Source organism: Janthinobacterium sp. LPB2021202312-11-4 (assembly GCF_037049705.1).
GTDB lineage: Bacteria > Pseudomonadota > Gammaproteobacteria > Pseudomonadales > Pseudomonadaceae > Aquipseudomonas.
Map to the genome: position 1 here is coordinate 234120 of NZ_JBAGKV010000006.1, position 20374 is coordinate 254493.

The following is a 20374-nucleotide window of genomic DNA, read 5'->3' on the forward strand; positions in this document are numbered from 1 at the left end:
ACCATGGCATTACTGACCGAACACGAACAACGCAAAGTCGCCGAGGCGATTGCCCGGGTCGAGCGCGAGACCGACGCCGAACTGGTGACCGTGCTCGCAGCCCGCGCCGATGACTACGCGTACATCCCGTTGCTGTGGGCCAGTTTGCTGGCGCTGTTGGTGCCGGGGCTGGTGCATTACCTGACCGGCGCGCTGACCATGCACAGTCTGTTGCTGGTGCAGTGGGCCAGTTTTATCGTGCTGTGCCTGGTGTTGCGCATTCCCAAAGTCACCACCCACCTGATCCCGCGCCGGGTTCGCCATTGGCGTGCCTCAAACCTGGCGCGCCGGCAGTTTCTCGAGCAGAACCTGCACCACACCGTGGGCAGCACCGGGATGCTGATCTTTGTCTGCGAAGCCGAGCGCTATGTGGAGATCCTGGTGGACGAAGGCATCTCCAAACGGCTGGACAACAAGAGCTGGGACGCGATCGTCGCGGCGTTTACCCAACAGGTGAAACAGGGCCAGACGTTGCAAGGGTTCGTGACGTGTATCGAGGCGTGCGGCGAGTTGCTCAAGGTGCATGTGCAGGTGACGCAGGTGAGGAACGAATTGCCGAATCGGTTGGTGGTTTTAGGGTAGATCACGAGATCGCAGCCTTCGGCTGCGCCTACAAGGGAATGCGTTCGGCGTAGGCACTGCCGAAGGCTGCGATCTTTTGATTCTGCACCGTTCGGGAAATTAGCCGTGCCCTCAACTCCCATCCCCCCTAAAATACCCGCCATTCCCCGATTCGCCCGCCCGAGGCCGTTTTTCCCATGTCCGCTACCGCCACTCCCGCCAGCCTCGCGCCGGATCACCACGCCCAGTTCATCGACCTGCTGCAAACCAGCCTCGACGCCAACGCCTTCATCAAACTGGTGCTGGCCAAGTACGTCGGCAGCGAAGTGGATTTGCAGCGGCTGATCATCAAGCAGCTCACGGTCAAGGATCAGCCATGCCTGTCCTTCGTCTACCGCTACAGGACCCGCGACATCACCAAAAACTTCCCGCTGGACGAAGGCGTGGCGACGATTGCCGCGTTGCTGCCGGAAGCGTTCAAAAATGCGCACTTGCTGTCCCTGACCGATGAAGCCCAGCTCGAATACAGCAAAAAGGGCAAATCTTCGCTGTTCAAGAGCAAACCTCAGCAATTGCGTGAAGTGCCGTCCGCCGAGCATAACCGCGAGAAGAACCGCTTCCTCGACCTGAGCCGGCCGTTCCTCGCGGACCTGGGCGTGACCAACAGCAAGCACGAACTGATCCCGGCGATGTCGCGCAAGTGGAAGCAGATCAACAAGTTCATTGAAGTGTTCAGCCATGCCCTGACCACCTCGCCGCTGGCGCTGGACAAACCGGTGCGGGTGGCGGATTTCGGTTCGGGCAAGGGCTACCTGACATTCGCGATCCACGACTACCTGCGCAACACCTTGAACGCTGAAGGCGAGGTCACCGGCGTCGAGTTGCGCGAAGAGATGGTCAACCTGTGCAACAGCGCCGCCGCGAAGCTTGAACACCCGGGGCTGGTGTTCAAGTGCGGGGACGTGCGCAGCGTGGCGCCGAGCGAACTGGACGTGATGATCGCCCTGCATGCCTGCGACATCGCCACCGATTACGCGATCCACACCGGCATCCGCTCCGGCGCGTCGATCATCATGTGTTCGCCGTGCTGCCACAAACAGATTCGCTTGCAAATCCAGAGCCCGGCGTTGCTTAAGCCGATGTTGCAATATGGTCTGCACCTGGGCCAGCAAGCGGAAATGGTCACCGACAGTCTGCGCGCGTTGTTCCTTGAGGCCTGCGGCTACGAGACCAAGGTGTTTGAGTTCATCTCACTGGACCACACCAACAAGAACAAGATGATCCTGGCGGTCAAACGCGCCGAGCCGGTGGACCCGGCCCAGTTGTTGGTGAAGATTCAGGAATTGAAGGATTTCTACCAGATCACCGAACATTGCCTGGAAACCTTGCTGCGGGCTGACGGTTATCTGGGTTAAGGCAGAAAAGATCGCAGCATGCGGCAGCTCCTACAGGGTTTACGACCTCCCAATGTAGGAGCTGCCGAAGGCTGCGATCTTTTGATCTTGCTTTACACCGTAACCACACGCGCCGGTTTGACTGCCGTCTTGCGGCCCAGCATCACCGTCACGATCACCCCACCAGCAAACAACCAGGTGATCGGCTCGATGTGTTCACCAAAGAACAACGCCGAAAACGCAATCGTGAAAAAGATCTGCAACAACTGGATCTGACTGACCCGCGCAATCCCGCCCATCGCCAACCCGGCGTACCAGGCGAAGAACCCGATGAACTGCGAAAACAGCGAGACGTAGCCAAACGCCCACCAGGTCTTGGCGGAAATCTCGCCCTGATGTTGCAGCGCCAGGTACACCACCGGCCCGATCAGCAACGGCGTCGACAGCACCAGCGCCCAGCAGATCACTTGCCAACCGCCCATCTCCTTGGCCAACCGGCCACCCTCGGCGTAACCCAGCCCACCCACGGCAATCGCTCCGAGCATCAGCAAATCACCAGCCTGGATACTGCCGGCGCCGCTGATCAGCGCATAACCGAGCACCAGCGCACTGCCCAGCGCCGCGCAGGCCCAGAAGGCTTTCGACGGACGTTCATGGGACAGCCACGCGGCGTACAGCGCTACGCACAGCGGTTGCAGACCATTGACCAATGCACCGTGGGACGCCGGCAAGGTTTGCATCGCCCAGGCCGAGAGCACCGGGAAGCCGAGAATGACCCCGGCGATCACCAGGGTCAGGCCCTTGACCTGTTTCCAGGTCGGCCACTTTTCCCGACGCCACAGCAACAACATCGCCGCCGGCACCGCCGCAAACAACGCACGGCCCAGACCGTTGAGCAGTGGATGGATTTCCTGCACGACGATCCGTGTGAAGGGCAGGGTGAGGCTGAAAATGACGACGCCAAGCAGGCCGAGGGCCATGCCAGTGTTTTCGCGCGAGGACATGATGGGTAACCAGAATCGAAGGATTGGACGTGACCTCATCTAGCCATAAACCGCACAGCCTGCGGTGTTACAGCTAGGCACAGAGTTATCCGTACAGTTGGTAGGAGCTGCCGAAGGCTGCGATCTTTTGATCTTGATCCTGATCTTTTCCGAAATCGCTGAAGATCAAGATCAAAAGATCGCAGCCTTCGGCAGCTCCTACCGGGATCATCGTGTACGGGGATCACCGTAGTAGTCGGTTATTACCTGCCCTGCCGATTAAGGACTACCTTGAATACTCCTGCACGCCCACGTATTCCCAGAGGAGTCCTCCCCATGGCTGCCAAGAAAATTCTGATGCTGGTCGGCGATTACGTCGAAGACTACGAAGTGATGGTGCCGTTCCAGGCGCTGCTGATGGTCGGTCACACCGTGCACGCCGTGTGCCCGGACAAAACCGCCGGCCAGACCGTGCGCACCGCGATCCATGACTTCGAAGGCGACCAGACCTACAGCGAAAAACCCGGTCACCTGTTTGCCCTGAACTTCGACTTCGCCAAGGTGAATGCTGCCGATTACGATGCATTGCTGGTGCCGGGCGGTCGTGCGCCGGAGTACCTGCGCCTGAACGAAAAAGTCCTGGAGCTGGTACGGGATTTCGACAAGGCCGGCAAGCCGATCGCCGCCGTGTGCCACGGCGCGCAATTGCTCGCGGCGGCGGGGATTCTTGAAGGTCGCGAGTGCAGCGCCTACCCGGCCTGTGCCCCGGAAGTGCGTTTGGCCGGTGGTACGTTCATCGATATCCCGGTGACGCAAGGTCACGTTCAAGGCAATCTGGCCACTGCCCCGGCCTGGCCGGCGCACCCGAGCTGGCTCGCCGGTTTCCTTGGCTTGCTGGGCACCAAAATCACGCTGTAACGAGGACGTTTCCATGTGCGAGCTCTACGTCAAAGCCGATCCGATTCTCTACGAATCGCGCTCCCGCTCGCTGCGCATCTGCGGGGTGGTCACCACCCTGCGGCTGGAGAACCAGTTCTGGGACATCCTCAGCGAAATCGCCGAAGTCGACGGCATGACCACCAACCAGTTGATCGCCAAGTTGTATGAAGAGGTGATGGACTATCGCGGGGAAGTGGTGAATTTTGCGTCGTTCCTGCGGGTGAGTTGCATGCGCTATTTGTCGCAGCGGCGGGTGGTTGTTCCGGAGTTGTCGGTGGTGCGCACGGCTGCCAAATAGCTCGTTGACCTTGCGGGCCTCTTCGCGGGCAAGCCTCGCTCCTACAAGGTTTTGGTGGTGCTCGAAAATTTCGCGGACACCCCAAAACCTTGTAGGAGCGAGGCTTGCCCGCGAAGGCGCCAGGCCAGACACCACAAATGCTGGATCAGAAGAACCGCGTCACACTCACCTTGGCATTGCGCCCCTGGCTATACGCCCGATCCCCACTCAGCGCCGGCCGGTAATCCTCATTGAACAGGTTATCCACCGTCAGATTCACCTCTGTCCCTTTCAGATAAGCCTGCTGCGGCTTCCAGTTCGCGAACAACCCCTGCACGTTGTACCGGTCGTTGGCGTACTGGTCGTAAAACACATCCCCCACGGTATTTTTGCTCGAACCGTAGTGGTCGCTCGGTAACCGGTCGGACTTGCGCACGAACTCACCCTGCCAGCCGACTTGGGCGTCCCAGCTCGGAATCTTCACCCCCAGCACCGCGATCCATTTCGGCGGCGGCACATCCCGCACCCAGACATCCGGGCCCCACGGGTTGGTGTAGGCGCCTTCGTGTTTGCCGGTCATCCACGAGTACGACAGCGAGCCGAACAGGTACGTCGAGTCGTAGAAACTTTCCACTTCGAAGCCCTTGATGGTCAGCCCGCCGATGTTGCGGTAGTTGCTCATCGGGCCTGAGCCCTTGCAGTCGGACGCAATGGTGCCGCCCTTGATCGCCTGGTTTTCGCAGCCGACGCCGGTGGCCTTGAAGATCTCGTCGTCGATCTTGTTGCGGAACAGCGTGGTGCGGATTTGCACGTTGTCGTTGTCCTGGAACACGTTGGCAAAGTGGCTGATGTTACCGGCGCGCCAACCGGTGATGCGTTCCGGGTCGAGGTCGACGCTGGTGGCGGTGCGGCTGCCCAGGCCCTGGACTTCGTACTGCTCGTCGATCACCGGCGCACGCCAGGTTTTGCTGTAATCGACAAAGAACCCGACATCCGGCGTGACCCGCCAGAAGGCCGACAGTCGTGGCGACCAACCGGTGTAAGTGCGGTCGCTGTAATCGTGGCCAATGCTTGGGTCCGGGTTGTTGTAGTACGGCGCGTCGTTAGCCTCGCCACGGTTGCGCACGTGGTCGTAGCGCACGGACGGCGTGAGGGTAAAGTCGCCCAGAGTGATGGCGTCTTGCAGGTAAGCGCTGTTGGTATCGACTTTGCCCTGGGGCATGAAGCTTGGCTGGAAATAGCCGTAGTTGTACTTGGGTACGTCGTAGGTCTTGCCCGGCATCCACATCTCGGTGTCGCGGCTGTGCTTGCGGATTTGCACGCCACTGGTCACCGCGTGGGCCAAAGGGCCGGTGTCGAACAGGCTGATGTTGCTCGCCTCAAGGATGCGGTCCTTGTAAGCGGTGTCCATCTTGCGTCCGCCGGTGGAGGTCTGGAAAAACGCCGTGGCATCGCGCTCGTCGGTTTGGTCGGTGTTGGACTCCGAGTAGCTGAGTTTGAAATCGATCAGCCGATTGTCCAGCGGCTGGTATTGGTACTTGGTCGACCACGTGGTGTCGGTGGTTTCGCGGTTGGCCAGGAAACGCTTCAACGCGTTTTCGTAGCCATACTGCTTGATGTTGTCCTTGCTCGGCGGTGTCGGGTAGCTGGCGGACGAGAACGGCGTCCAGCGCTCGCTTTGGGAGCGCGAGTACGACAGGCCGACGCTGTGTTCATCATTGAGGTGCAGGTTGAATTTGAGCAGTTGGCCGTCCAGATCCTGGGCGCTGTTGGGCAAGCGCTTGGGATTGATCGGGTAGCTGTTGTCCGGGTCGGGCGGGGTGCCGGCGAGCTTCATGTCGTCGCCATCGCGCTTGGTCAGGTACACCAGCGCATCGGCGCGGCCGTCGTCGGTACGGCCGAACACCGCGCCGCTGTAGGTTTGCTGATGGTCGTTGCTGGCGTAGCCGTATTTGACCATCGCGCCGCTGTTGCGGCCCTCTTGCAACAGGTCCGGGGCGTCCTTGGTTTCCATGTGCACGGTGCCGCCGAAACCGCCGTTGCCGGTGAGCATCGAGTGCGGGCCTTTCTCCACTTCAATGCGTTTGATCAGCTCCGGCTCGATGAAAATCGTGCCTTGCTGGTAGCGCTCGAAGCCGCTTTTGGTCGCGCCGTCGACGGTCAGCGGCACGTCCTCGGCGTCGCCCAGGCCCCAGATATTGATGGTCTGGCCGCCAGGTTTCATCGAGCCGCCCATGCTCACGCCGGGCAGGGTCGCCAACAGGCTGGGGATGTTGCTCGGTTGGTGGCGGTCGATGTCGGCCTGGGTCAGGGTCGAGCGGCCGACGGTGCTGGAATCGACCTCGGTGCCGCTGCCGATCACGCTCACGGCGTCGAGTTGAATCCCGTCGCCGCTGCGGGTGACTGGCTCTTCGGGACGCACCACGTAGGTCTGGTTGACCTTGATCAGGCCGAACGGACTCTTGTCGAGCAACTGGCGAATCGCGGCTTCGGCGCTGTAATCACCGTCGAGGGCCGGCGCCTTGAGGTTGCGCAACTGCGCTTCGTCGAACAACAGTTGGATCTTCGCCTGTTGGGCGATCTGGCTCAGTGACGTGGCCAATGGCTGCGCCGGCAGGTGCACAGTGATCGACTCGGCATGGGCCTGCAGGCTGAACGCCAGGCATGCGGCGAGCAGGGACGGGCGAAGAACGGTGAACGGATAAGGCGAAGACGCGCGAAACATGAAATCCCCCAGGGCGGCGAAAAGGGCCAAAAAGGCCTGCGTACACAACGCAGACCGGAGGAAGACGCGGCAGCTGAAAAAAACCTCACATGCGAATGAAAAATATTCTCATGTGGGTTTTCAGCGCGCTTCGATCCGCAGTTGGCCGTCCGGGAGGGTCACGGTTTTCACCGGGATCAACACCGGGAGCGCACTGATCAGGGCGTCGGGATCATTGATGTCGAGGTTGCCCGAAACTTTGAAGCGACCCAGTTTCGGATCGGCCAGCCGCACCGGTCGGGCGCGATAGAGGTTCAACTCATCCACCAGGCTGGCCAGTTCGCGATTGCGAAACGACAAGTGCCCGCTGCGCCATTCGGCGACTTGCCCGTCCGCCAGGGTTTGTTGTTGCAGGGTGCCGCTGGCCAGGTCCAGCGCGGCTTGCTGCTGCGCGCCGAGCAGGGTGGGCGGCGTGTTGTTGGGGGCGAACGCAACCTGGCCGTGGGCGACGCTCACCACCAATTGTTTCTCCGTGCGTCGCACATCGAAGCCGGTGCCCACCACCCGCACCGTGCCCGCGCCCGCGTGCACCCACAACGGGCGTTCTTTGTCCGGGGCGACTTCGAGGTAGAGCTGGCCCTGATCGAGGTAAACCTGACGCTGCTGGCCATCGAAATCGATGCGCAACCGGGTGTTGGCGTTGACCGTCAACGTGCTGCCGTCCGGCAGGGTGAAGGTGCGCGCGCCTTTGGCCTGGGCGGTGATCTGGCGCTGATAGAGGCCGTGGGGCGTGCCCAGGTTAAACGCCAGTACGGCGCAGACCAGTGCCGCCGCGATGGCCAGCGCCGGGCGCCAGGCATTGGGCTTGCGCCGCACGGTGATCGGCACCGGTTTGTTCTGTTGCTGGAGTTCGGCCAGGTCCGCCCACAACTGTTCGAACGCGTGGTAGGCCTTGGCATGCTCGGGCACGCTCACCCACTGTTCGAACGCTCGGCGCTCGCCACTGTTGTGATCCTGGCGATTGCGCACAAACCAGCTCGCGGCCTCGGCATCGATGCCGTCGTCCTGGTCAGTGTCAATGTCGCGATGGCGGGTCATTCTGGCTGCTCCATGCCGTTCTCGTGGTCCAGGCGTCGCTTGCAATGCAAGAGGGCGAAGGCGATGTGTTTCTCCACCATGCTCAGGGAAATGCCCATGCGCTCGGCAATCTGCGCCTGGCTGAGGCCTTCAAAGCGGTGCAGCATAAGGGCTTCTCGACGGCGCGGCGAGAGTTCAGCGAGAACACCTTTGAGTTGTTCCAGGCGTTGCAGGCGTTGAGCGCCCGCCATCGGGTCGTGCTGGTCGTCGGTGACGGGCTCCAGGCCTGCCTCCTGATTGGGCTGCACGATGTGCCGCACCTTCTGCCGACGCCAATGATCACGCAGCAGGTTGCGTGCCATCTGAAACAGAAATGCCCGAGGCTGTTCGACTTTGGCCCGGTCGCCGTAGTCCAGCCATTGGGTGAAGACGTCCTGGGTCATGTCCGCCGCGTCGCTGGGGTTATCCGTGCGTTTTCGCAGGTAATGCAGGATGTCCCCGTAGAACCGGCGAAAAGAGTCAGCCGACAGTGGGTCGGGCTTGAGACGAGACATGGATATCCTTCTTGGAACGCGAGGTGCCGAAAAGTCGGGAATGATATCGAGAATTATTGCTATTTGTCTCTCGCCGTGTGATGTCCAGTGCGCAGCAGTGGATAAACCGTGGGGAGGGTCTTTACTGTCAGGCATCTCTGGTTGGATGAATCGAGGGGAGAAGCACCATGTCTGGATGGTATGAATTGAGCAAAACCAGCATCGGGCAGTTTCGGTTTGTGTTGAAAGCGGCCAATGCCGAAACCATTTTGAACAGCGAGCACTACACCACCCGCAGCGCCGCCGAAAACGGTATTGCCTCGGTGCAGACCAACAGTGCGCTGGATGAACGCTACGAGAAAAAGACCACCAAGGATGGCCATCCGTACTTCAACCTCAAGGCGGGTAATCACGAGATTATTGGCAGCAGCGAGGCTTACGCCTCCGATGCGGCGCGGGAGAAGGGCATCGCCAGTGTGAAGGCGAATGGTGCGACGAAAGTGATCAAGGACAAGACATTGCCGGTGCTTTAACAGTCAAAAGATCGCAGCCCTCGGCAGCGCCCAAAGGCGCGTAGGAGCTGCCAAAGGCTGCGATCTGTTGATCTTGCTGTTGATCTAAACCTCGACCGGAACCGTCAACTTCGGGCTACCCAACGCATGGGTCTTGGAATCAAAAAACCGCAACTCAACGCCCGTCCCCTCGAACACCTTCGCGTAATGCCGCTTCTGATGCTGGATGAACGCCTTGCTGCGCGGATAAATCGACACCGCCACCACCTTCGGCTTCGCCTGGCGCAACGCGTGGATGATGTGGCTGTCCTGCTCGCCCAACGCATGCCCGAAAATGCACAACCCGTCACCATGCCCCAGTAACTGGTCATAGCAGAACGACAAATAGTCCGAACTGCGAATGGTCTTGAGCTTGTCCTGGGCCGGGCCTTCGTTAACAAACAGTGGCACATCGTCCAGGGTCTTGATCGTGTTGTTGATGGCAAAACTGCCGAGCAACGTGCCCTCGGTCGACATCAATTTACGCGCCGTGCCGTCCTGATTGCGCACCAGGTGCAAGCCGCCGTGCAGATACAACAACCGGGGTTTGTCGGTGGTGCTGGCGCTCAAGTCGAAGCTCGGCTCGGTGCCGTGGAACAGGTCGGTGAGGACGTCAGGTTTATGCTGGATCGCCCAGTTGTTCAGCAAGTCATAGTTGGTGCTGAACACCGTCCGGTAGTTGCCCAGTTCCTGATTGATCGTCGCCAGGGTCGCCGGCACCACCAGCCGCCACGGGATGTGCACCGCGTGCACGGTGTTGATCAGCGCTTCCTTGATCGCGTAGTAGCGATTGCGCGGCGCGGCGGAGCTGACGGCCAGGGCTTTGTTGACGCGGCTGGTGATTTTCAGCGCGCTCAGGACCTGCTCGAAGCTGCGGGTTTGCAGAGCGTCGAACACGCTCAACTCGGACTGGCTCAGGGGCTTTTCTTCGACGGTGCGCGCATTGTCGAACAGCGAGTCATAGCCGAAATCGTCCCACACCGCGCGGCTGGCGCCGTTGCCCAGCAGCAGGCCGCTGAACGAAGCGCTGGTGCGCAAGGCGTTCCAGTCTTCAAGTTGGGCGTCGACATCCAGGAAATCGGTCATTGCGTTGGTCGTCTCAAAAAGCGAAAGGTCTGATGGGCGGCGACTTTATCACGGCCGGGACTTGAGCCAGATCAAGATGCGCCGTGACCGATCGGTCGATCCTGTGGCTGTCCGCCGAATCGGAGCTGTCGATTCGGTCCCCCGCCAGGAGATTCGCTCATGAGCAGCACGTTTTTCATCCCCGCCGTCAACATCATGGGCAGCGGTTGCCTCGACGAAGCCATGGACGCCATTCGCAAGTACGGTTTTCGCAAGGCGTTGATCGTTACCGACGCCGGGCTGGCCAAGGCTGGCGTGGCGACGATGATTGCCGAGAAACTGGCGCTGCAGGATATCGACTCGGTTATTTTCGACGGTGCCAAGCCGAACCCGAGCATCGCCAACGTCGAGCGTGGCTTGGGCTTGCTCAAGGAAAGTCGCTGCGATTTCGTGGTGTCGTTGGGCGGTGGTTCGCCCCACGACTGCGCCAAAGGCATCGCTCTGTGCGCGACCAACGGCGGGCAGATCCGCGACTATGAAGGCGTCGATCAATCCGAGAAGCCGCAACTGCCGCTGATCGCCATCAACACCACCGCCGGCACCGCCAGCGAAATGACCCGCTTCTGCATCATCACCGACGAATCGCGCCACGTGAAAATGGCCATCGTCGACCGCAACGTCACGCCGCTGCTGTCGGTCAACGACCCGGCGCTGATGGTTGCCATGCCCAAGAGCCTGACCGCCGCCACCGGCATGGACGCACTGACCCACGCCATCGAAGCCTACGTGTCCACGGCCGCCAACCCGATCACCGACGCCTGCGCGTTGAAAGCCATCACCCTGATCAGCAACAACCTGCGCCTGGCCGTGCGCGACGGCAGCGACATGGCGGCCCGGGAAAACATGGCGTACGCGCAGTTCCTCGCGGGCATGGCGTTCAACAACGCCTCCCTGGGTTACGTCCACGCCATGGCCCACCAGTTGGGCGGTTTCTACGACTTGCCCCATGGCGTGTGCAATGCCGTACTGCTGCCCCATGTGCAGAGCTTCAATGCACTCGTCTGCGCTGATCGCCTGAGCGACGTGGCCCACGCCATGGGCGGCGACGTTCGCGGCCTCAGCCCGGAAGAAGGCGCACAAGCGGCCATCGCCGCCATTCGCAGCCTGGCTAAGGACGTGGACATTCCCGGCGGCCTGCGTGACCTCGGCGCCAAGCTCAACGATATTCCGATCCTTGCCACCAATGCCCTGAAAGATGCGTGTGGTTTGACCAATCCACGGGCGGCGGATCAGCGGCAGATCGAGGAGATTTTCCGCAGCGCGTTCTAAGCGGTTTTGCGGCCCGGCGCGAGCCTCACGCAGAGCATCGCGCCGAGGGCCAGCAAGGTGCACAACAACGACAAAGGCCAGGCCTGCTGACTGGCGATCAGGCTGGCGATGCCGCCAATCACGGCGGCCATCAACTGATGAATAAAACCGCTCAGCGCCATCGCGTAAGCACCGCCGACCGGTGAACCGTCGTTGGCCAGCGACAGGCTGATCGGGTAATTCAGCGACTGGCCGAACACCGCAAAGCAGTAAGGCAGCCAGAACAGCAGCGCCGCCGACGTCCCCGCCACACTCCCCAGCAACATCACCGCACTGCCGGCCAACACCAGGCCTACGCCCAAGGTCATCAGCCAATGCTGACCGGTGCGCAGTACAAAGCGATTAACCCCCAGCGCCCCGAGAAAATACGCCGCGCTGATCGGCCATCCTAATAATCCGTATTCCACAGCGGACCAGTTGAACGGACCTTGCAGAATCAGCGGCGCGGCGGTGTTGAACGCGATGATCACCCCGTAACCGAGGCCGCCGGCGAGGGCCGGCAGCAAAAAGGCGCGATGGCGCAGAATGCGCCCGTAGCTCGACCAACTCGATGCCGGGCTGCTCTCGTCGGTCAACACCGGGAACGCAACCCGCGCCACAATCCCGGCCATCACCAAACTCACCGCCCCCAGCCCATAAAAGATCGCAGGCCAGCCAAGCGCGACCTGGATAATCGACCCCAGGTACTGGCCAATCCCCAGCGCCACGACGAAGGAAATCGAAATCCACGACAACGCCTTGGCCAGCAGGTCACCGCGAAAACTGTCGCGAATCAGTACCCGGGCCATCATCGAAATCCCACTGGCGCCAATGCCCTGAAGCAGTCGGAAAAACAGGAAGGACTCCAGCGTCTGGCCCAAGGGCAGCGCCAGATTGCTCAAGCCATAAATGCCGAGCGCCGCCAGCAACACCGGCTTGCGCCCGATGCGCTGGCCCAGGCTGCCCCAGAACAACATCGGCAACGCCATGCCGATCAGGTACACCGCCAACCCCCACGACACCTGCGCCGCCTCGGCGGACAAGTGCCGGGCCATCTCCGGCAATGCCGGCAGGTAAATGCTCATGCCCAACTGGGCGAGAAAAACCGTGCTGCAGGTGACGAGGAGGGTGGTGCGGCTTTTCATGGAATCATCCGTGGTTTTCAGTGGCTGACGTCACGGCCATGGGGGCGCAACAGCGCGGTGATGAGCGCACAAAACTGACGAATCACTGTTGGTTCCATGTCGGCACGCAGAGTGATTCTGACGGCGGCCTGACCTTGAGCGACCACCGGGAAAAACACCGCCGAGGTGAAAAATCCGAGATCGGCCAATTCAATGGCGATGCGGTTGGCCAGCGCGGCTTCACCGCAACGGATCAGTCGAATCGCCATGTTGCTGCCGTGCTGTCCGGTTTGAATCAGGCTGTCAAAGAGCTGGATATTAACCTGAAGGTTTTCCTGCAATGCGGCGAATTCCGGCGTGCGGTGCAACTTGATCGATGCCCGGCCCGCACCGATGGCTGCACTGTTCAAGCTTTGCGACCAGTTGCTCGGCCCGCCATAACGCTGGATGAGTTTCTTCTGCCGCTCGTTGCCAAGCATCACCAAGCCGCCGCTGGCACCAAACGACTTGGCCAGTGACGCGACGATCAGACAGTCATCTTCAAGGGCCTGCAACCTGGGACGCACAATGCCGGCGCCGGCTGTGCCGACGGCGGAAAGTGCGTGGGAATCGTCCAGGTAGAGAAACAGGCCATAACGGTCCTTCAGGTACAGGAGGCTGTCCATGTCCGCCACCCCACCCATGCTGTAGGCGCCATCGGCGACATACGCGACCGTGGCGTTTTGCTGACACTGCTTTTCCAGAAAATCCATGTCGTTGTGCGGGCACGTCACCACTGTCGTCTCGTCCGAACACGCGGCTTTGAGGTGATTCATGGAGTAATGCGCCATGCGATCGAACACCATTAGCGGCGGACGGTTTTCGGTAAACACGCCACTGGCCAGCAGCGGCAGGATTCCAGCGCTCGCCGCGCTGCACGACAAGGTGCTGAGACAGTGGGCACCGAACAAGTCGGACAGTTCGTTTTCGTACTGTTCCAGAATCGTCAGTTTGCAGCGGTTTTTTGAGTTGGCGATGCGCAGGCTGCCGGTTTCCCACAACGTGGTCATGGCACCTTTGAGCACTTCGGGGTGGTGATCCAGGCCCAGGTAAGAAGTGGTGCAGAAGTGATAAAACCCGCGCCCGTATTGGTCAACCATATGGTTGGGGCTTTTGATGTCGACATTCAGGTTCGCGACTTTCCCGGCTTCGGCGGCTTCCCAGTCGTGATCGGCCAGTGAGATCAGTTTTCGGTAGTTGGTGAAGATGTTTTTGGTGGGCGAGGTCTGGTCCATGTGAGCGTGTTTCTCCTTGTGAGGTATCGCGATCCATTTGTGTATCCAGACCTTACCGAACGCAGAGAGGGTATTGAATCGGCCGATTCCGGCAGGGTTGAGTGTTACAAGAGATATATGTGTAGGGCGATGGCTCGCGAGGCTGTAGGCAAAACCGGTGGTGCGGCGATCCGTTGATTTTCAAGAGGACGCAATGATTGCCTTGGCCGGCGCATCACCGAACTGAATCAACACCACCGCGCCAATCAACAAAACCGCGCCTAACACCCTGGGTAGCGTCATTTGCCGTTCGACCAATCCAAACAGCCCGAAATGATCCAGCGCCATCGACGCCACCACTTGCCCCGCCAACGCCAAGGCAATAAACCCCGACGCCCCAAGCTTGAGCAGCAGCATCAGCGCCAGTGAAATAAAACACACCCCGAACGCCCCGCCAGCCCACATCCACAGCGGTGCCTTGCTGATAAACGCCAGCGACGGCAGCGGCAAGCGCAGTGCCAGCATCACCGGCAGCAACACCGCGATACTCACCAGCAAGGACGCGAACGTCGCCCACAATGGATGCCCCAACCCGCGCCCGAGGTTGGCGTTGATCGCGCTCTGAAACGGCACCACTGCCCCGGCAATCACCGCCAGCAGCAATAGGCCGGCCCAATGCAATGTACTCATGCTTATGTCTCCAACAGGTTTTGCTGGACTGTAGGGTATTCGTCGCGCAGATTTAAATTCCGTTTTGCTATCCGGAACATGCATCAGATGAATGATCTGCGGCGCATCGACCTCAACCTGCTGGTGATCCTCGACGCCTTGCTCAGCGAGCAACACGTGACCCGCGCCGCCGAGCGCTTGCACCTGAGTCAACCGGCGGTCAGCCATGCGCTGGCGCGGCTGCGCGACCTGCTCGGTGATCCGTTGCTGGTGCGCGCGGGCGCCAGCCTTGCGCCTACCCCGCGTGCACTGGAGTTGATCGCGCCACTGGCCGAAGCCTTGGCCCAGGTGCAATCCCTGCTGGCCCCGAACACCTTCGATCCCGCTACCGCCCAGCGCACCTTTCGCCTGGCGATGTCCGACTACGGCGCCGCCATCGTCCTGCCCGGGCTGATTCGCACCCTGCGCCGGGAAGCGCCGGGCATCGACCTGCAAATCAGCCACGCCAGCCGCGAAGGCATGCTCGATGGCGTGCTCAACGGTGACATCGATGTCGCGGCCGGGGTCTTTCCAGAACTGCCAAACGAGTTGCGCAGCACGCCGTTGTTCAACGAGCACTACGCCTGCCTGCTCGACCGCAACAGCCTGCCGGCTGACGGCATGCTCGACTTGCCAACCTACCTGTCCCGACCCCACGTGCTGCTGGAAATGCGTGGCAGCGGCACCCCGGAAATCGAGCGGGCGCTGACGGCGCTGCGCGAACGCCGCCGCGTGGCCATCAGCCTGCCGCACTGGAGCGTGGCGCCGGCGTTTATTGGCGGGACGGATTTGATTCTGACGGTAGCTTCACGGGCGTTGCGCGGCATCGATGAGCAAACGCTGAGGATGGTCCCGCCGCCATTTGAAATTCCGTCGTTTACGTTCGTGTTGGCGTGGCATAAGCGGCGGGGTGGGGATCAGGCGTTGAATTGGTTGAATGGGCGGATTCAGGAGGGGATAGTGCACGCCTGAAATCGTCCGATATTTTTTGCAACACACAGGGAGCAGGGCATGACAGTGAAGTCTGGGTGGATGGCAAGTGCGGCGTTGTGTGGGTTGATGATGACGGCGCAGGCGTTTGCCGATTGCGAGAAGCCGACGTTTTATGGCGATTTTGGTCATTCGGTGTGCAAGGACTGGCCGGCGTATCCGGGGCTGACGATTACGGCGTTGTCGGAGTTTGTGTCGGGGTATTCGGCGAGTGATTCCGGTCCTGATGGTAAATATGATCTGAATCTTGCGGTGGTCTCGGCTGGCCAGTCGAAACCGCTGGCGACGTATCACCAGGCTTTCGCTTTCGAATCGAATGGCATTGAGTTTCAAGACCTGCAACTCGATACGGCGCGCTACACACTCACGCCGGACCTTCGAGCGTTTGGCGTGCGCGTCACGTTCAAAAACTCGTCACGGCTCTATCCGATGCATGAAAACTGGCTGTCGCTTTATTTGAAGGAGGGCGACACGTTGCGTCCGGTGCTGGATAGCCTGGTGACCTATGCCTATGGCGGCGAGTGGGATGGCAATTGCGCAGGCAGTCGTTATGAAAACACCCGGACCGTTGATATCGGCAAGACCCGTTCAAATGGTTACGCGGATTTGATCGTCAAAACGGTGACCGTCAGTACAGTCGGCGAGGGCGAAGGCGACGCTTGTGTGTCCAACTCCACCACCGCCAAACCGGTGCTGACCACACTTCGGTATGACGGTAAAAGCTATGTCTTGCCGGCCGGGTTCAAGGGTATTCAATAGATGAAAGGATCAGGGACGAGCATGACCACGAACAACCGACTGCTGGGCGCGATCTTCGGATTGAGCGTTTTGGCGATGACAACGCAGGCGCAGGCAGCCTGTGAAGAACGGCCCCGCGATAATCATTCGCTGGCTCGCTGCAAGGCATGGCCAGCGGTTCGAGACTTGGCCATCTCCGCGAAATCCACGTTTACGGCGGACCCGATGGGTGGTGACGATGGCGGTACCTTCGATCTGGAGTTGTCGGTCGTTGATTCCACTAATGACCGGACGATGGCCACGTACCGTAAGGCAGAGGCGTATAACACCGATGCTGTGAGTTTCAATGAATTGGTCATTGATACGGCCCGCTACAACCTGGCGCCGGATCTTCGCGCCTTTGGCTTGCGTTCGGAGTATGGGCACAGCTCCAGTGTTAACCCGTACTCGAAAACCGATCTGGCGCTGTACCTCAAGGAGGGCGATAGATTGCGTCCGGTGTTGGAGGGGTTGGTGGTCGCAAAGAACTCAGGTGAGTGGGGCAACTGCACAGGTCAGGGCCAGGAGATACGCAGAACCGTCGATATCGGCAAATCGACTCATAACGGGTACGCCGATTTGATCATCACCTCCCGAGTTACCGTGACGAAGTCCTTCAAATTTGGCGAAGAGTGCGTTGACAAAACCACCGAGCTGAAAAAAACACAGCTCACCCTGAGCTACGATGGCACGCAGTACGTCATACCTGAAGCACTCAAAGGTTACTGACCCTATGCTCACCGGCCTCAACCACCTGACCCTCGCCGTCACCGACCTGAACCGCAGCGTGGCGTTCTACCAAAACCTGCTGCAACTGCGCCTCGACGCGACCTGGGACACCGGCGCCTATCTCTCGCTGCCGGGCCTGTGGTTGTGCCTGTCCTTCGACTCGCTGCGCAACCCGGAACCTGCCGCCGACTACACCCATTACGCCTTCACCGTCAGCGCGGCGGATTTCCCTTTGTTCGTCGAGCGCCTGCGATCGGCCAATGTGCAGGAATGGCGCGACAACCGCAGCGAAGGCGCGTCGTTCTACTTCCTCGACCCCGACGGCCACCAGCTCGAAGCCCATGTCGGTGATCTGGCGTCGCGTTTGAAAGCCTGTCGCGAGCGGCCGTATGCCGGGATGAAGTTCTTCGATGATCAGTAGGCCGATGGCCGAAAACCTGAGATAGACTGGCGACCATTCGCCCCACTGCTTCCACAGGATTTCCCATGACCCCATCGCTGCTAATGGCCGTGCTCGCGTCCGGTTTTATCTACGGCATCACGCCCGGCCCCGGTGTGCTGGCGGTGTTCGGGATTGGCGCGGCGCGGGGGCGACGGGCGGGGGCGGGGTTCCTGTGCGGGCATTTGCTCGGCGATGTGGTCTGGTGCAGCACCGCGTTGATCGCGATTGTCGGCGCCCGGGAAATCGGCAGCACGGCGTTCGATGTGTTGGGCGTGCTCAGCGGCTTGTACCTGTTCTGGCTCGGCTTGCGCGCCGTTCGTGCTCGCCGCAGCAGTGCCGAAGTGCCGCAAGGCCCGGCTCGGCAGCCGTTCTGGCACGGCATTCTGTTTGGCCTGACCAATCCGAAAGCCTACCCGGTGGCGGTCGCGACGTTCACCGCGCTGCTGTCGAGCCGCGCCGAATTGCTCCATTGGTCGATGCTGCCATGGCTGATCGCCCTGAGCTTTATTGGCGGATTACTGGCATACGCTATTCTCATTGGCATTGTCGGTGCGCGGCAGGTGCGCACCTTGTATCAACGCCATGAATTGTTGATCACCCGGTTGTGCGGGGTGATGTTTATCGGTTTTGCCATTAATGCCCTGGCCCACGCACTGCCGGGGCTGGTGACGAACAAGGCTTGAGGCTGACCACAGGGAGGGGGCAGTCGCACCATCATCGCTCAGGGATGTTTTCTTATCGCTGCATTGTCGGACACGCTCCCTGCACCATGCACACCAGAAATTCCGCGCCTTTGGCGAGCTACATCGACCTGCTGCTGGACGCCGTTTGTGCGGTGGATAAACAAGGTCGCTTTGTATTTGTCAGCGCGGCCTGCGAGCGCATTTTCGGCTACACCCCGGATGAATTGATCGGTCAGCCGATGATCGATCTGGTGCACCCCGCCGACCGTCAGCGAACCCTTGATGCGGCGCGGGAAATCATGGGCGGCGACCCCAAGCTCAACTTCGAAAACCGCTACCTGCGCAAGGACGGGCGGGTGGTGCATATCCTCTGGTCGGCGCGCTGGTCGGAAGTCGATCAACTGCGCATCGCCGTGGCCCGGGATATCACCGAGCGCAAACAGGCCGAGTCGCGACAAGCGGCGTTGTATGCGATCTCCGAAGCGGCCCATGCGGCGGAGGACTTGCTGGCGCTGTTCAAACGCATCCACACGATCATCGGCGAATGGCTGCCGGCGCTGAATTTCTCCGTCGCGCTGTACGACGAACACTGCGCGCAGCTGAATTTCCCCTATCACGTCAATGACCATGAGCACTCGCCAGAACTCCCCGGCACGGTCACCGGGCGGTTGTGCGCCGAGGTGATTCGCAGCGGTCTGCCGATACTGCTGACCCCGGGCCAGGATGACCTGCCCGAAGGCTTCGAAGGGCTGGTGGCGGGGCAGGAATCGCCGTGTTGGCTCGGCGTGCCGCTGAACTCGCAAAACGGCACCATCGGCGCGCTGATCGTCAAAAGCGTGGCCGGCGGCGAGCGCTATACCGAGCAGGACAAAGAACTGCTGCAATTTGTCTGCGCCCAAGTGGCGACGGCCATCGAGCGCAAGCAATTGCACGCGCGGCTGCAACGCATGGCCCAATACGATCAACTGACCCAGTTGCCCAACCGCGAGTTGCTCCGTGACCGGCTCAAGGCTTCCCTGGCCCAAGCCCGTGCGGAGGGCGGACACATGGCGTTGCTGTATGTCGATCTCGACCGTTTCAAACAGGTCAACGACACCCACGGCCACGCGGTCGGCGACATGCTGTTGCAAGCGGTGGCCAATCGGCTCAAGGGCTGTGTCCGCGATACCGACACGGTGGCGCGGATCGGCGGGGATGAATTCGTGGTGTTGTTGCACAGCATCCATGCGTCGGAAGATGCTGAATGTGTTGCCGGAAAAATCCGTCAGGTACTGGCCCAACCCCTGCGTCTGGACGGTCACAGCCTGAACATGCAAACCAGCATCGGCGTGGCGCTCTATCCCGAGCATGGCACCGAAGAAAAGCAGTTATTCCGCCACGCCGATGAGGCCATGTACGCGGTCAAACGGCTCGGGCACCGGCCGTTAGGTGTCTGAAAATTCGCCACCGTTCGTCGCAAGATCCCGTAGTTTTTCTAAACCTTTAGCCTGATTGGAATTCTCATCCTATGCGGGCATCTGCTGGCCGCAATCATCACCAAGAGGAAGAGAATCATGCCTACTTCAAGAAACTCGAACTCGGGAAACTTCGCCAACGATCGAACGAAGGCGTCTGAAGCCGGTCGCAAGGGTGGCAAAACCACCACCACGACTGTCGAGAAAGACCCTGCGAAAACCGACATGGGCCGCAAAGGTGGTCAGAAATCTCGGTAGTGGTGAAGGTTGTTTTGATTGAGCGACGGGGGCGAAAGCCCCCGTTTGAATTTTTTCAGAAGGAGGGCGCGACCATGAGCCGGATGGCCACCCGTTTACGTTATGCCAGTCTTGCCACGTTACTGGGCCTGTTTGCCAACAGTGCCTATGCCCAGTCGTCTGCCGAATTCATCAACGATGCCTCCGCCAAAGGCATGGCCGACATCGAGGCCAGTCGCCTCGCGCATCAGAAAACCGAGTCCAAAGAGGTCAAGGATTACACCGTCGTGGTGATCAATGACCTGACCACCGCCAACCAGCACCTGGCGAAAATCGCCAAGAAGCTCGACTTGCCGGTGGCCCCTCGCGAAGAAGTGATCGATAAGTCCAAGGGCATGATTCCTGAAGTGAAGGACGGCCCGACTTTCGATCAGGCCTACGCCGCCAGCCAGGTACAAAGCACCCAGGCCGCCATCGCCCAGATCGAGCAGGAAGCCCAGCCCCTTG

The 20374-nt window shown here is 60.4% G+C and carries 22 protein-coding genes; 14 read left to right on the forward strand and 8 right to left on the reverse strand.

Annotated features, from left to right (window positions below):
* The first annotated feature begins 3 nt into the window (after positions 1-3).
* Together V5E99_RS09430 and V5E99_RS09435 are read left to right on the forward strand one after the other, a co-directional pair.
* Complete coding sequence (locus V5E99_RS09430) at positions 4-621, forward strand: TPM domain-containing protein (RefSeq protein WP_499802210.1); 618 nt, start codon at positions 4-6, stop codon at positions 619-621.
* A gap of 176 nt (positions 622-797) precedes the next feature.
* Complete coding sequence (locus V5E99_RS09435; RefSeq protein ID WP_499802211.1) at positions 798-2015, forward strand: class I SAM-dependent methyltransferase; 1218 nt, start codon at positions 798-800, stop codon at positions 2013-2015.
* Between the two features lie 92 nt (positions 2016-2107).
* Here the strand turns inward: V5E99_RS09435 and V5E99_RS09440 are convergent, their stop codons facing one another.
* Positions 2108-2998 (reverse strand): DMT family transporter, encoded by an 891-nt coding sequence (locus tag V5E99_RS09440; protein WP_499802212.1) that lies wholly within the window; start codon positions 2996-2998, stop codon positions 2108-2110.
* A gap of 315 nt (positions 2999-3313) precedes the next feature.
* Here V5E99_RS09440 and V5E99_RS09445 point away from each other — a divergent pair, with 315 nt between their 5' ends.
* A complete protein-coding gene (locus V5E99_RS09445; RefSeq protein ID WP_499802213.1) occupies positions 3314-3895 on the forward strand; it encodes a DJ-1/PfpI family protein in 582 nt (193 codons plus the stop codon).
* 13 nt (positions 3896-3908) lie between these two features.
* On the forward strand, positions 3909-4214 hold the full coding sequence (locus V5E99_RS09450) for a ribbon-helix-helix domain-containing protein (RefSeq protein WP_499802214.1): 306 nt from the start codon (positions 3909-3911) through the stop codon (positions 4212-4214).
* Positions 4215-4359: 145 nt separating this feature from the next.
* On the opposite strand, the gene V5E99_RS09455 is transcribed toward V5E99_RS09450, so the two are convergent.
* From V5E99_RS09455 to V5E99_RS09465, 3 genes are all read right to left on the reverse strand, one after another.
* Positions 4360-6918: a TonB-dependent receptor gene (locus V5E99_RS09455; protein WP_499802215.1), complete on the reverse strand. Its 2559-nt coding sequence runs from the start codon at positions 6916-6918 to the stop codon at positions 4360-4362.
* A gap of 120 nt (positions 6919-7038) precedes the next feature.
* A complete protein-coding gene (locus V5E99_RS09460) occupies positions 7039-7995 on the reverse strand; it encodes a FecR family protein (protein WP_499802216.1) in 957 nt (318 codons plus the stop codon).
* Positions 7992-8528 carry an RNA polymerase sigma factor gene (locus V5E99_RS09465; protein ID WP_499802217.1) on the reverse strand — a complete coding sequence of 179 codons (537 nt, stop codon included), beginning with the start codon at positions 8526-8528 and terminating at the stop codon, positions 7992-7994. The genes V5E99_RS09460 and V5E99_RS09465 overlap by 4 nt, the downstream gene beginning before the upstream one ends.
* A gap of 167 nt (positions 8529-8695) precedes the next feature.
* Between V5E99_RS09465 and V5E99_RS09470 the strand changes: the two genes are divergently transcribed.
* Positions 8696-9040 (forward strand): YegP family protein, encoded by a 345-nt coding sequence (locus V5E99_RS09470; protein ID WP_499802218.1) that lies wholly within the window; start codon positions 8696-8698, stop codon positions 9038-9040.
* A gap of 84 nt (positions 9041-9124) precedes the next feature.
* Here V5E99_RS09470 and V5E99_RS09475 read toward each other — a convergent pair whose 3' ends face one another.
* Positions 9125-10144: a DUF4917 family protein gene (locus V5E99_RS09475; protein ID WP_499802219.1), complete on the reverse strand. Its 1020-nt coding sequence runs from the start codon at positions 10142-10144 to the stop codon at positions 9125-9127.
* 159 nt (positions 10145-10303) lie between these two features.
* Between V5E99_RS09475 and yiaY the strand changes: the two genes are divergently transcribed.
* Positions 10304-11452 (forward strand): L-threonine dehydrogenase, encoded by a 1149-nt coding sequence (gene yiaY, locus V5E99_RS09480; RefSeq protein WP_499802220.1) that lies wholly within the window; start codon positions 10304-10306, stop codon positions 11450-11452.
* Here the strand turns inward: yiaY and V5E99_RS09485 are convergent.
* From V5E99_RS09485 to V5E99_RS09495, 3 genes are all read right to left on the reverse strand, one after another.
* On the reverse strand, positions 11449-12615 hold the full coding sequence (locus tag V5E99_RS09485) for an MFS transporter (protein WP_499802221.1): 1167 nt from the start codon (positions 12613-12615) through the stop codon (positions 11449-11451). The genes yiaY and V5E99_RS09485 overlap by 4 nt on opposite strands.
* A 17-nt stretch (positions 12616-12632) precedes the next feature.
* Complete coding sequence (locus tag V5E99_RS09490; protein ID WP_499802222.1) at positions 12633-13868, reverse strand: aminotransferase class I/II-fold pyridoxal phosphate-dependent enzyme; 1236 nt, start codon at positions 13866-13868, stop codon at positions 12633-12635.
* Positions 13869-14048: 180 nt separating this feature from the next.
* Complete coding sequence (locus V5E99_RS09495) at positions 14049-14537, reverse strand: DMT family transporter (protein ID WP_499802223.1); 489 nt, start codon at positions 14535-14537, stop codon at positions 14049-14051.
* 87 nt (positions 14538-14624) lie between these two features.
* Between V5E99_RS09495 and V5E99_RS09500 the strand changes: the two genes are divergently transcribed.
* The 8 genes from V5E99_RS09500 to V5E99_RS09535 form a co-directional block, all read left to right on the forward strand.
* On the forward strand, positions 14625-15527 hold the full coding sequence (locus V5E99_RS09500; RefSeq protein WP_499802224.1) for a LysR family transcriptional regulator: 903 nt from the start codon (positions 14625-14627) through the stop codon (positions 15525-15527).
* A gap of 39 nt (positions 15528-15566) precedes the next feature.
* Positions 15567-16304 carry a PA3715 family protein gene (locus V5E99_RS09505; protein ID WP_499802225.1) on the forward strand — a complete coding sequence of 246 codons (738 nt, stop codon included), beginning with the start codon at positions 15567-15569 and terminating at the stop codon, positions 16302-16304.
* A gap of 21 nt (positions 16305-16325) precedes the next feature.
* Positions 16326-17051 carry a PA3715 family protein gene (locus V5E99_RS09510; RefSeq protein ID WP_499802226.1) on the forward strand — a complete coding sequence of 242 codons (726 nt, stop codon included), beginning with the start codon at positions 16326-16328 and terminating at the stop codon, positions 17049-17051.
* A gap of 4 nt (positions 17052-17055) precedes the next feature.
* The gene (gene fos, locus V5E99_RS09515; protein WP_499802227.1) at positions 17056-17472 is read left to right on the forward strand and encodes a fosfomycin resistance glutathione transferase; all 417 of its coding nucleotides are present in this window, start codon (positions 17056-17058) and stop codon (positions 17470-17472) included.
* Between the two features lie 65 nt (positions 17473-17537).
* Positions 17538-18176 (forward strand): LysE family translocator, encoded by a 639-nt coding sequence (locus V5E99_RS09520; RefSeq protein WP_499802228.1) that lies wholly within the window; start codon positions 17538-17540, stop codon positions 18174-18176.
* A gap of 86 nt (positions 18177-18262) precedes the next feature.
* On the forward strand, positions 18263-19612 hold the full coding sequence (locus V5E99_RS09525) for a sensor domain-containing protein (RefSeq protein WP_499802229.1): 1350 nt from the start codon (positions 18263-18265) through the stop codon (positions 19610-19612).
* A gap of 117 nt (positions 19613-19729) precedes the next feature.
* Positions 19730-19888, forward strand: coding sequence for a KGG domain-containing protein (locus V5E99_RS09530; protein WP_082356627.1), 159 nt, complete (start codon positions 19730-19732; stop codon positions 19886-19888).
* A 74-nt stretch (positions 19889-19962) separates the two neighbouring features.
* Positions 19963-20374, forward strand: a 412-nt coding sequence (locus tag V5E99_RS09535; RefSeq protein ID WP_499802230.1) for a DUF4142 domain-containing protein, incomplete at its 3' end; no start/stop codon positions are given.

What these genes read in the sequence shown, in the direction of transcription:
- V5E99_RS09490 (WP_499802222.1), bottom strand. Translation starts at nt 13,868, where the DNA reads ATGGACCAGACCTCGCCCACCAAAAACATCTTCACCAACTACCGAAAA.
- V5E99_RS09510 (WP_499802226.1), top strand. Translation starts at nt 16,326, where the DNA reads ATGACCACGAACAACCGACTGCTGGGCGCGATCTTCGGATTGAGCGTT.
- V5E99_RS09520 (WP_499802228.1), top strand. Translation starts at nt 17,538, where the DNA reads ATGACCCCATCGCTGCTAATGGCCGTGCTCGCGTCCGGTTTTATCTAC.
- V5E99_RS09435 (WP_499802211.1), top strand. Translation starts at nt 798, where the DNA reads ATGTCCGCTACCGCCACTCCCGCCAGCCTCGCGCCGGATCACCACGCC.
- V5E99_RS09500 (WP_499802224.1), top strand. Translation starts at nt 14,625, where the DNA reads ATGAATGATCTGCGGCGCATCGACCTCAACCTGCTGGTGATCCTCGAC.
- V5E99_RS09495 (WP_499802223.1), bottom strand. Translation starts at nt 14,537, where the DNA reads ATGAGTACATTGCATTGGGCCGGCCTATTGCTGCTGGCGGTGATTGCC.
- V5E99_RS09450 (WP_499802214.1), top strand. Translation starts at nt 3,909, where the DNA reads ATGTGCGAGCTCTACGTCAAAGCCGATCCGATTCTCTACGAATCGCGC.
- V5E99_RS09465 (WP_499802217.1), bottom strand. Translation starts at nt 8,528, where the DNA reads ATGTCTCGTCTCAAGCCCGACCCACTGTCGGCTGACTCTTTTCGCCGG.
- V5E99_RS09430 (WP_499802210.1), top strand. Translation starts at nt 4, where the DNA reads ATGGCATTACTGACCGAACACGAACAACGCAAAGTCGCCGAGGCGATT.
- V5E99_RS09445 (WP_499802213.1), top strand. Translation starts at nt 3,314, where the DNA reads ATGGCTGCCAAGAAAATTCTGATGCTGGTCGGCGATTACGTCGAAGAC.
- V5E99_RS09470 (WP_499802218.1), top strand. Translation starts at nt 8,696, where the DNA reads ATGTCTGGATGGTATGAATTGAGCAAAACCAGCATCGGGCAGTTTCGG.
- fos (WP_499802227.1), top strand. Translation starts at nt 17,056, where the DNA reads ATGCTCACCGGCCTCAACCACCTGACCCTCGCCGTCACCGACCTGAAC.
- V5E99_RS09485 (WP_499802221.1), bottom strand. Translation starts at nt 12,615, where the DNA reads ATGAAAAGCCGCACCACCCTCCTCGTCACCTGCAGCACGGTTTTTCTC.
- V5E99_RS09505 (WP_499802225.1), top strand. Translation starts at nt 15,567, where the DNA reads ATGACAGTGAAGTCTGGGTGGATGGCAAGTGCGGCGTTGTGTGGGTTG.
- V5E99_RS09525 (WP_499802229.1), top strand. Translation starts at nt 18,263, where the DNA reads ATGCACACCAGAAATTCCGCGCCTTTGGCGAGCTACATCGACCTGCTG.
- V5E99_RS09530 (WP_082356627.1), top strand. Translation starts at nt 19,730, where the DNA reads ATGCCTACTTCAAGAAACTCGAACTCGGGAAACTTCGCCAACGATCGA.
- V5E99_RS09440 (WP_499802212.1), bottom strand. Translation starts at nt 2,998, where the DNA reads ATGTCCTCGCGCGAAAACACTGGCATGGCCCTCGGCCTGCTTGGCGTC.
- yiaY (WP_499802220.1), top strand. Translation starts at nt 10,304, where the DNA reads ATGAGCAGCACGTTTTTCATCCCCGCCGTCAACATCATGGGCAGCGGT.
- V5E99_RS09455 (WP_499802215.1), bottom strand. Translation starts at nt 6,918, where the DNA reads ATGTTTCGCGCGTCTTCGCCTTATCCGTTCACCGTTCTTCGCCCGTCC.
- V5E99_RS09460 (WP_499802216.1), bottom strand. Translation starts at nt 7,995, where the DNA reads ATGACCCGCCATCGCGACATTGACACTGACCAGGACGACGGCATCGAT.
- V5E99_RS09475 (WP_499802219.1), bottom strand. Translation starts at nt 10,144, where the DNA reads ATGACCGATTTCCTGGATGTCGACGCCCAACTTGAAGACTGGAACGCC.